The sequence below is a fragment of the Gordonia otitidis NBRC 100426 genome (genome assembly GCF_000248075.1).
Taxonomy (GTDB): Bacteria; Actinomycetota; Actinomycetes; order Mycobacteriales; family Mycobacteriaceae; genus Gordonia; species Gordonia otitidis.
Window position 1 is genome coordinate 1 of sequence record NZ_BAFB01000015.1, and the last position, 10,916, is coordinate 10,916.

The 10,916-nt window shown below is 66.2% G+C and carries 7 protein-coding genes; 4 read left to right on the plus strand and 3 right to left on the minus strand.

The annotated features are described in order from the left end of the window. Positions 1 to 8: 8 nt before the first annotated feature. The gene (locus GOOTI_RS01870; RefSeq protein ID WP_039993140.1) at positions 9 to 1,796 is read right to left on the minus strand and encodes an AMP-dependent synthetase/ligase; all 1,788 of its coding nucleotides are present in this window, start codon (positions 1,794 to 1,796) and stop codon (positions 9 to 11) included. 213 nt (positions 1,797 to 2,009) lie between these two features. Here GOOTI_RS01870 and GOOTI_RS01875 point away from each other — a divergent pair, with 213 nt between their 5' ends. From GOOTI_RS01875 to GOOTI_RS01885, 3 genes are all read left to right on the plus strand, one after another. Then, positions 2,010 to 3,767 carry a DEAD/DEAH box helicase gene (locus GOOTI_RS01875; protein ID WP_007236853.1) on the plus strand — a complete coding sequence of 586 codons (1,758 nt, stop codon included), beginning with the start codon at positions 2,010 to 2,012 and terminating at the stop codon, positions 3,765 to 3,767. A gap of 158 nt (positions 3,768 to 3,925) precedes the next feature. Beyond that, positions 3,926 to 4,258 carry a rhodanese-like domain-containing protein gene (locus GOOTI_RS01880; RefSeq protein ID WP_007236854.1) on the plus strand — a complete coding sequence of 111 codons (333 nt, stop codon included), beginning with the start codon at positions 3,926 to 3,928 and terminating at the stop codon, positions 4,256 to 4,258. A 95-nt stretch (positions 4,259 to 4,353) separates the two neighbouring features. Next, positions 4,354 to 8,511, plus strand: coding sequence for a PDDEXK-like endonuclease domain-containing protein (locus GOOTI_RS01885; RefSeq protein WP_007236855.1), 4,158 nt, complete (start codon positions 4,354 to 4,356; stop codon positions 8,509 to 8,511). A 30-nt stretch (positions 8,512 to 8,541) separates the two neighbouring features. Here GOOTI_RS01885 and GOOTI_RS01890 read toward each other — a convergent pair whose 3' ends face one another. After that, positions 8,542 to 9,366, minus strand: a complete 825-nt coding sequence (locus GOOTI_RS01890; RefSeq protein ID WP_007236856.1) for an NAD-dependent deacylase — start codon at positions 9,364 to 9,366, stop codon at positions 8,542 to 8,544. After that, positions 9,363 to 9,812 carry an HIT family protein gene (locus GOOTI_RS01895; RefSeq protein WP_007236857.1) on the minus strand — a complete coding sequence of 150 codons (450 nt, stop codon included), beginning with the start codon at positions 9,810 to 9,812 and terminating at the stop codon, positions 9,363 to 9,365. The genes GOOTI_RS01890 and GOOTI_RS01895 overlap by 4 nt, the downstream gene beginning before the upstream one ends. Positions 9,813 to 10,309: 497 nt before the next feature. On the opposite strand from GOOTI_RS01895, the gene GOOTI_RS01900 reads away from it, so the two are divergent. Beyond that, on the plus strand, positions 10,310 to 10,916 hold a 607-nt coding region (locus GOOTI_RS01900; protein WP_007236858.1), incomplete at its 3' end, for a hypothetical protein.

Below are 10,916 nucleotides of genomic sequence, written 5' to 3' on the forward strand. Positions count from 1 at the left end.
GGGCGCGATCACGTGTAGAGGTCGGCGATCGCCTTCTGATGAGCCGAGTGGATGATGTTGCGCTTGAGCTTCATCGTCGGTGTCAGCTCGCCCGAGTCGATGGTGAAGTCCGTGTCCAGAATGCTGAACTTCTTGATCGCCTCAGCCTTGGAGACCTTTGCGTTGGCGGCGTCGACCGCCTCGGCGATCTCCGCTCGCAGTTTCTCGTTGGTTGCGAGGTCGGAGAGCGAGGTGTCCGATGCCAGCCCGTTGCGCTCCAGCCACCCGGGAACCGACTCGGCGTCGATGGTGATGAGCGCCGCGATGAACGGCTTGTTGTCGCCGACGACGAGGCACTGACTGATCATCGGATGCGCACGGATCGAGTCCTCGAGCTGGGCAGGGGAGACGTTCTTACCGCCCGCCGTGACGATCAGCTCCTTCTTGCGGCCGGTGATGTAGAGGAAGCCGTCGTCGAGATTGCCCACGTCGCCGGTGTGGAACCACCCGTCACGAATAGCATCCGCGGTGGCTTCGGGGTTGTGCCAGTACTCCGTGAACACCACCGGACCCTTGACGAGGACTTCACCGTCCTCGTCGGCGATCGCGATGGAGACACCAGGGATGGGCCGTCCGACCGAACCCACACGCTGGTGTTCTTCGTTGTTGGCGGTGATCGCCGCAGTCGTTTCCGACAGTCCGTAGCCCTCGTAGACCGGTACCCCTGCACCGCGGAAGAAGTGCCCGAGACGCGCGCCGAGCGGGGCGCCGCCGGAGATCGCGCCGTCGCAGTTCCCGCCGAGAGCCGCGCGCAGCTTCTTGTAGACGAGGGCGTCGAACACTGCGTGCTTGAGCTTCAGCGCGATCCCCGGGCCACCCTTCTCGAGGGCCTCGCTGTACTCGATCGCGGTGTCGGCGGCCTTGTCGAAGATCGACCCCTTGCCGCCGTCATACGCCTTCTGCTTGGCCGAGTTGTAGACCTTTTCGAACACACGCGGCACAGACAGAACATAGTTCGGCTTGAAGGTCCCGAGATGCTCGACGAGGTTCGGGATGTCGCTCGTGTGGCCGACGATGACTCCGCTCTCGAGACTCGCCACCGCGATGACACGGGCGAAGACGTGGGCCAGCGGCAGGAAGAGCAGCGTCGAATTGCCTTCTTCGAGTCCCGATCCGACGGCCTCGCGGGTGGCAGCGCATTCGGCGAGAAAATTGGCGTGGGTGAGGACCACGCCCTTGGGTCGACCGGTCGTGCCCGACGTATAGATCAGTGTCGCGGCATCGGAGGAGACGGTATTGGCATGTCGCGCATCGAGTTCGGCGTCGGGGACGTCCTTGCCGCGCGCACTCAGTTCGTTGATTGCTCCGTCGTCGATGACCAACGTCTCGCGAACGGCGGGCAGCGCGTCGGTCACCTCGCGGAACTTGTCGCGGTGGTTGTCGTCCTCGACGATCAGCATCACGGTGCCCGAGTCGTCGAGCAGGTACTGCACCTGGTCGGGTGCCGAGGTCTCGTACACCGCGACGGTCGTGGCGCCCGCCCGCCAGATGGCGTAATCGAGCACCGACCACTCATACCGCGTGGCCGAACAGATGGCGACGCGGTCGCCCGGCTCGACGCCCGATGCGATGAGCCCCTTGGCGACGGCGTCGACCTCGTCGGCGAAATGCTTGGCGGTCACCGTGATCCACTCGCCCGACGACAGGCGTCGGAAGAGTGGCAGCGTTGGGCGCTCGTCACGGTAACGGAGGAGAGTGTCGACCAGCGTGGCCTTGTCTTCGACGGTCAGATCCGACGGAGTGGCGTACTGCTGCATGTAGGTGGCTCCCTGAAGCGTGTGATCCGGCATTTCGGACATAGGCGAGGTCGAGTGTGATGCCGATCGCGAATGTTGGCACCGAGAGTAGCAGGGTAGTGGTGCGCGTCACATTCGGGTGGAACGATGCCGGTCACGGCCGCGCCGTACACGAATGCCGCTTTCAGCGGCCTCGCGGATTAGAGTTGAGTCGATGAACGGGACACCCAGACCATGACCGACAGCCCGACCCCCGACGCACCGTCGATCACCTTCGACGATCTCGACATCGACGAGCGCGTACGCAACGCCATTGCCGATGTCGGCTACGAGACCCCGTCGCCTATCCAGGCGGCCACGATTCCTCCGCTCATGGAGGGCCGCGACGTCGTCGGCCTCGCCCAGACAGGCACCGGTAAGACAGCGGCATTCGCCATTCCCATCCTGTCGCGCCTCGACCCGCAGATCCGCAGGCCGCAGGCGCTGATCCTCGCTCCCACCCGCGAACTCGCTCTGCAGGTGTCCGAGGCTTTCGGCAAGTACTCGGCGCACATGCCCGACGTGCGTGTGCTGCCGATCTACGGCGGACAGAGTTACGGCGTGCAGCTCGCGGGCCTCAAGCGGGGGGCGCAGATCATCGTCGGCACCCCCGGGCGTGTGATCGACCACCTCGACAAGCACACCCTCGACATCTCCCAGCTCGATTTCCTCGTGCTCGACGAAGCCGATGAGATGCTGACGATGGGCTTCGCCGAGGATGTCGAACGCATTCTCGCCGAGACTCCCGACGACAAGCAGGTGGCGCTGTTCTCGGCGACCATGCCGAGCGCGATCCGACGACTCGCCCAGCGATACCTGCACGACGCGCAGGAGATCACGGTCAAGGCCAAGACCGCGACGGCGCAGAACATCACGCAGCGCTATCTGCAGGTCTCTCACCAGCGCAAACTCGACGCGCTCACGCGTTTCCTCGAGGTCGAGACGTTCGACGCGATGATCGTGTTCGTCCGGACGAAACAAGCAACCGAGGAACTCGCGGAGAAACTTCGTTCGCGCGGGTTCTCGGCGGTCGCCATCAACGGCGACATGGTGCAGGCGCAGCGTGAGAGGACGATCAACCAGCTCAAGGCGGGAGGGATCGACATCCTCGTCGCCACGGACGTGGCCGCCCGCGGACTCGACGTCGACCGCATCTCGCATGTCGTCAACTACGACATCCCGCACGACACCGAGTCCTATGTGCACCGCATCGGACGCACCGGTCGAGCAGGCCGATCGGGCAACGCACTGCTGTTCGTCTCGCCGCGCGAGCGTCACCTGCTGCGCGCCATCGAGCGTGCGACGCGTCAGCCGCTCACCGAGATCGATCTGCCGTCGGTCGACGACGTGAACGCGCAGCGCGTCGCCCGGTTCGCCGACTCGATCACCGAGAACCTGGCGTCGGAGAACCTCGACATGTTCCGGCAGTTGATCGAGAACTACGCGCGTGACAACGACGTGGCGATGGCCGATATCGCGGCAGCGCTGGCCCTCGAGACCCGCGACGGCGGTTTCCTCATGGCGCCGGACCCGCCGAAGAGTGAGCGGCCGGAGCGCCGGGAACGGGCACCTCGGTCGGGTGGGGGCACGTTTGCCACCTATCGGATCGCCGTCGGGCGCAAACACAAGGTGTCCCCGGGCGCGATCGTCGGCGCGATCGCCAACGAGGGTGGCCTCACTCGGGGTGACTTCGGCAACATCAGCATCCGCGACGACTTCTCACTCGTGGAGCTTCCTGAGGATCTCGACCGCGACACCTTGGATCGTCTGCGACATACGCGAATCGGCAAGAATCCGATCGATATCCGGCGCGACCAGGGGCCGCCCCGTGCTCGTGGAGGTAAACGCAATGGTCAGGGCGGTGGCGGCTTCAACCGCGACCGTCACGGCAAGCGTGGTGACAGCTGGGGCAAACGCGGCAATCCGCGCGTGGCGGGGCGCGGGCGAGGCTGACACCACACGCCTTTTCGGCCCTTTCCTGAGACCTGACCGGTGGTGCGGAGGTGGACAGATCGATATCTTTCCGTAATCTTTTTTGAGGGGGAAGATGCGTTCTGACCGCACCGGCTCCCATACGCAAGCAGAAGTTCGATTTCAGGAGTGAGTCACCAGTGTCAGTGGTGAGTGCGATTACCGCAGCAGAAGCCATCGATCATGTCGAGCACGGCGACGCCGTCGTCGTCGACGCCCGTCCGCAGGTCGTCCGTCATCAGGGCAGTGTGCCCGGCGCGGTCGTCGTCGACCCGAACGAGGTCGCAACACGACTCGCTCCCACGCCCACCGGGTCTTTCCCGCTGGTCAGTGATCGCGACACCGAGATCGCCGTCGTGTCGGTACGGTCGCAGGCTCCGCGTATCGCAGAGCAGATCGCAGGCCTGGGTTACACCAACGTGCACTACATCGACGGCGGGTTCCCCGCCCTCCGAGGTACCGCCGGTCGCTGAGCTGCTTTCACGACGGTGTCGTCAACACAGCTGGCTCGCCGGGGCCTTGGTAGCGTTGACGAACTCTGGTAACCAGGCGGGAAGGCAGCACGCGCATGACCAACGACACTCCTGACGAGCGTCGGGATCAGGTGTCGAGACTGCTCGGCTTCCTCCGCGGCCTGGTGCGTTCACGGTCGGTGTCGGTCACCGATGTCGACGCCCATCCCGCCGTGTTGTGGGTGGGGAAATCCACGCCGGTATCCGTGCGCGCGGGAGCGACACCGGGCCGCGCGGTCGTTGCACTCTCGCCCGACGACGACCAGTACGAGCAGTTGTCGGCGATGGTCGACGATCTCATCGCCGAACCGGAGGCACTCGAACTCGTCCTTGCCAGTGCACTCGTCACCGTCGTCGACCGTGAGAACGACGCCGAGCCTGTTGTCCGCGAACACCTGCTGACCCAGGATGTCGTCGCCGAGCGCGATCCGGAATCCGGCGCCATCACGGTCTCACTCGGATCCGGCGCCGTCCCGATGATGCATGACACCCACCTGCTCGCGTCCATCGACGGCATCGGCCTCTCGGATTCGATCACACCGAGAGGCCGTGCCGCGGGGCTCACCAACGTCGCGAACCCGGCTGCAGAACAGGTGATCGCCGCGTGGCGCGAGGCCGTCGTCGTCGACGACAACCAGGTGTCGCTGACTGTCGACATGGCGCCCGCCATCGTCCTGCGCAACCGCGGCGCGGGTTCGGCGCTGCGGTTCTACGACGCGATGCTGGCCGCGCTGCGCGACGACGAGACCGAGGTGCCGATCGGGCTCGCGCAGCTCGTCGCGCCCATCGAAGCCGCCGACCGGGTGGCGGCCCTGAACCGACCGGGCACCACGCCTGCAACCGAACTCGTGGCCGACGCGATGTTCCCGCTCGCGTCCAACGTCGAGCAGCGTGACGTCCTGGCCCAGTTGGGTGTCGAAAGCGGTGTGGTCGTCGAGGGGCCCCCGGGCACGGGTAAGACCCAGACCATCGCGAACGTGGTGTCGGCGCTTTTGGCCAAGGGGCAGCGCGTGCTCGTGACCAGCGAGAAAGCCAACGCTTTGCAGGTGCTGCGTGACCTCCTCCCACCAGAACTGCGTGAGTTGACCGTCTCGCTGGCTGACATCAGCACCGACAATCACGACGCCGTGGTGTCGGGAGTCGAGGCGATCGCCGACCGCAAATCGAGCTTTTCCGCGGGGGTCGCCGACGCGGAGATCGACGACCTCGCATTCCGTCGCGAACAGGCACTCGACCGACGAGAACGTGCGCTTCGGGGCCTCTGGGAACTGCGTACCTCCGAGACCGAGGTGCACGAGTGGGTCGCGGGCGACTACCGAGGCACCGCTGCGGCGGTGGTTCGCGCATGCAATGCCGACGCAGCCCGGTTCGATTGGCTGCCCGGGCCGCTCGAGGGTGCGTTGCCTCCCCTCGACCGGGGTGAGTTCACCCGACTACTCGAACTGCTCCGCAGAATCGGCGACACCGCCGATCGGCTCGCCCAACGGCTGCCCGATCTCGACGAGTACCTGCCGGACACGATGACGATGGACGCGATCTGTCAGCGCATCGGACATCGACCCGAAGAGCCGATGGTCGGCAGCGGCTCGCTCATGTCGATTCTCTCGGACGTGCGCAGCGAGCCGTTGTTGCGGATCAAGGGCATCTGCGATCACCTCGCTGTCGCGTCCGGTGAGGTGGCGACATTCCCGCCGCTGATCGTCGACATGGCGGACAGGTTGCTCGCGGGCCAGGAAGCGCATCTGTGGACGCGCGTGACCGCACTCTCGTCAGTGATCGCCGATGCCGCCCGGCGCGACCGTGCAATCGGGGCGCACGTGGTCGTGGTCGAGAATGCTCGACCTGGCGACGGTCAACTCTTCGCCGCAGCCGCCGCGCACCTCCGTGACGGCGGCCGCTGGCGAGGCCGTCTGTTGCGATCCGAACAGCAACGGGCAGTTGAGGATTCGGGTGTCATCGCCACCGTGGACGGTCGCCGCCCCACTGATGCCGAGAGCCTCGGACTCGTCGCGGATCATCTCGCGGTACTCGACGCCGTGCATCAGGTTCAGCGGGTGCTCGCCGACTTGCACGTCCCGGTCGACACCTCGGGATCGCGATCCAAACAGCTCAACCAACTCGTTCGCCTCGACACCCAACTCTCGTGGGTGTCCGACCTGCTCTCCGCGCGAGATCAGTTGATCCACGAACTGGAATACATCAGCCCCGGCGGCCCTCGGCCGCGCAGCGTCGCCGAGGTGGCAGAAGTCGCACGTGAAGGCGCATCCATCGCCGCAGCCAACGACGCTGTGCTCGCCGAGCAGGAACTGGCCGAACACGCGTACCGGCTGTCCACCGAGGTCGAGAAGGGGCCCTCACACGAAGGCGACGCGCTCGTCGCGGCGCTTGCGAACGCCGACGCCGAGTCGATCCGAACGGCTCGGCGCGCCTTCACCGCCGCGCGCGGTGAGTTGCAGGATCAGGCGGCCCTCGATCTACTCGCGCTGCGACTCCGCACCAAAGCGCCGGAATTCTATGCCGCGCTCGCGGACTCGCCTGACGACCCGGCCTGGGACGCGCGGCTCCGCGATGTGGTCGCCGCGTGGGAATGGCGCCGAGCACGCACCTGGGCGGTCGAACGTAGCGATCCGCACGCAGAGGCCCGGTTGGCCTCCGCGCTCGACGAGGCCGACGCCGATATCGCCCAGTTGACCACCGCCCTCGCGACCGCCCGCGCGTGGCGGGCCTGCGTGGCGCGCACCACCGTTGCGCAGGTTCAGGCTCTGCAGTCCTACCGCGACCACATGATCAATCTGGGCAAGGGATCAGGCAAGCACGCCAATCGCTTCCGAACGGCAGCGCGCGAGGCGATGGAACAGGCGCAATCGGCGGTGCCCGCGTGGATCATGTCGACCAGTCAGGTCGCCGACATGCTTCCGCCCGAACCGAACTCATTCGATGTGGTGATCGTCGACGAGGCGAGCCAGGCCGACATCACCAGTTCGTTCCTGCTCTGGCTTGCACCACGGGTCATCGTGGTCGGTGACGACAAACAGTGCGCCCCGCGCGGTCTGAGCGGCACATCACTCGACGACGCCTTCGCCAAGCTCGACGCGGAGCTCCCTGATCTCCCGCACTATCTGCGCGACGGTCTGACCCCACGATCGAGTCTGTTCTCGCTGTTGCGCAGTCGATTCGGCCACCTGATCCGGTTGCGCGAGCACTTCCGGTCGATGCCCGAGATCATCGAGTACTCCTCGCGACAGTTCTACAGCGGATCGCCGCTCGTGCCGGTCCGGCAGTTCGGCGCCGAGCGGCTCGACCCGCTGCGCACCGTACGCGTCGACGGTGTGGCGACCGGTCAGGGGCAGTCGCTGGTGAACGAGGGCGAAGCGGCCGCGATCGCGGCGACCGTGCTCGACTGCCTTGCCGATCCGGCTTACGTCGGAATGGATTTCGGCATCATCGCTCTGCAGGGCAGCAAGCAGGTCGACGCGATCACTCGCGTTCTGCGCGACGTGGTCGACGAACAGACGTGGCGTGCACGCCGCATCCGTGTCGGAACGCCGCCTGACTTCCAGGGCGACGAGCGCCACGTCATGTTCCTGTCGATGGTGGTCTCGGACCCCGCGTCGCTGAGTGCGTTGACGCGTGCGGAATCGCAGCGCAGGGTGAACGTCGCGGCCTCTCGTGCCATGGACCAGATGTGGTTGTTCCACTCGGTCGCACTCGACGACCTCGGGACCAACGATCTGCGCTACTCGCTTCTGGGTTACCTGCAGGCCAACCAGGGGCCGACGATCCCACCGATGCCGTCGGATGTTCCCGACGACGAGCGTGTCGAACCGTTCGACAGTCTCTTCGAGCAGCGGGTCTTCAATCGACTTGCGGCGCTCGGCTATCACGTGACCCCGAAAGTCGTCGTCAACAACCGTGTCATCGACCTCGTGGTCATGGGCTCGGAGGGCAGGATGGCCGTCGAGTGCGACGGAGACGAATTCACCTCGACGGGTGCGCAGGCGCGCTCGGACATGGAGCGGGAGCGCGAATTACGCCGCTGCGGGTGGGAGTTCGCGCGCGTGCGTGAGTCGGAGTTCGAGCTCGACGCCGACACCGCACTCGCTACGGTGATCGGACTCCTCGACCGTCGTGGAGTCAAGCCGGGGTCGGTGGCGGTGAGCGCTTCGCGCGATGTCGCCGCGTGGGAGCCGATCGATCTGACGGTAGCCGAATAGCGTCTGCGGCTGTGGGACGTGTCGACCAACCTAATCGGCTTTGCCTGCGCGTGCTGCGCGCACCCGCTCGACGATGTCGGGTAACCCGCGTGCCGCCGTCGTCCTGATGCTGTGAGTGGCGATGGAGCTGAGCCCCGACGGCTGAGGATTGAGTTCGATCACCGGGATGCCGCGTGCGGCCGCCCGCTCGGGCAGAGCCGCTGCGGGGTAGACGATCCCGCTCGTCCCCACGACGATGATCGCGTCTGCGGCGTCGAAGACCTGCTCGGCGCGCGCCCAGGCATCCGCGGGGAGTGACTCTCCGAACCATACGACACCCGGACGCACAGGCGACAAGCAGATAGGACACGCGGGCGGTTCGACGGGTCGCTCGTCGGTCGCCGTGGACGGATCGGCGTCGGTCCCCTGGTACGGATGGCCACAGCGTGAGCATCGCGGCGCGAAGAGGCTGCCGTGCAGATGGCTGACGACCGTGTTGCCCGCGCGCTCGTGCAGGTCGTCGACGTTCTGCGTCACCACCATCACCGACGGCATGTCGCCCGTGCCGTCGGCCGACTCCGCAAGAGCCGTCAGTGCGACGTGCCCGGCATTGGGTTCTGCTTCGCTGACGAGGTGTGCGCGCCACTGATACCAACCCCACACGAGAGCGGGGTCGGCGTTCCAGGCCTCAGGGGACGCGAGTTGTTCCGGGTCGAAGTTCTCCCACAGTCCCGTCTGGGCGTCGCGGAAGGTCGGCACCCCGCTCTCCGCCGACATTCCCGCGCCGGTGAACACAATGATCCATTCGGCGCCGGCCAGCACGTCGACCGCGGCCTGGGGAATCCGCACGGGCGCGTCACCCTCGGGCGTGTTCACTGCTGCTCGATGCGTTCGCGGACCGCTTCGCTCACCACGCGTGCCGTCGAGTCGGGATCTCGGTCGCGACGGATCGCCAGCGACCGGAGTACGCGCAGTTTGTCCCCGCGATGTCGGGGGATCACGTGCAGATGTGTGTGGAACACGGTTTGGAACGCGGCTCTGCCGTCGTTGATCACGAGGTTCGCACCGTCGGCACCTTCGCCACCCGGACGCAGGGGTGCGTTTCGCAGGGCGGTGGCCACGAGTTGTCCGGCGCGCATCACCGCTGCACCGTCGTCGACCGAGAGGTCCGCGAGGCCCGTCGAGTGTGTCCGGGGCACGATGAGAACGTGGCCGCGCGTCACCGGCCTGATATCGAGAAAGCCCACCACGTCGTCGTCCTCGTACACCGTGCGGGCTGGTGCGGAGCCGTCGACGATCCGGCAGAACACGCAGTCGCTCATCCCTGCACCCTAACGACTCGTGGGGGAGGACTCGACCGCGCCACGAGTCCGCGTATGTCGCAGCCCGCGACACGCAGTGCGCCACGTCACATAACGATTAGATAACGGCGTCGCGGGCCCCGCATTTCGCGCGGGTTGTCGATTGAAACACCCTGCGAACTGGTCGAACGTCGCCACGGCGAACGACGCCTCATGGCGTTCGCATTGTTACTCGCGGGACTACTCGCGGGTATACCTGACGGTCGGAAACAACATGAGGACTCCCTCACGTTTGTGTGCCATCATGAGTTCCACGTTCATGTCGACGACGTACCGGCGCTGGTTCGTCTGTCGCCCGCCACAGCGTCAAAGGTATTGCTGGGCAAGCATGTTCGTGATCCACGTGTGCGCGACCCGGCGTTTGACCCCCCGCCGCCGGGTCGCCACACCGTGCCCGTATCCAGACCCTGAACTCCTGCACCTCACACACGCCGAGTCCCGATCCACGAGGAGAGCCCGTGACCGTCGACCAATTCCGCCCCGGAGCACACGGAACCCGCCCCACCGGCGGACCCGCCGAATCGCTGATGGATCGACTCGCGGCAGGCGAGCGGTACGCAGTCAGTTTCGGCGGACAGGGCGGTCCGTGGTTGTCGACGCTCGCCGAACTGGTCGTCGATGCCGACCTCGAACACAAGCTCGCGACCGCGGTCGCTGTTGCCGAGCGCATGGTCGCACCGGTCGCCGACTCGCTGGAGATCGCTCGACCGGACGGATTCCATCCGCTGGCGTGGGTCAGGGCAGCCGACGCCGGGGAGGAGATACCCTCCGACGCCGAACTCGCCGACTTCGCACTGAGTGGACCAGGTGTCCTCCTGAGCCAGGTCGCAGCCGTCGAGTCGCTCAAGAAGCAGGGCCTCGACGCCGACCTGATCGCACCTGTTGCGGTTGTCGGGCATTCACAGGGATCGCTTGCCGTCGACGCTATTCGGCACGGCGAGAGTGGATGCGGGCAGCTGCTGGCCATCGCGCATCTCATCGCCGCGGCGGGAACCCTCGTCGCCCGCCGCCGAGGGCTGGCGACCACGCCGGACGGCTCGCCGATGTTGTCGGTATCGAATGTGA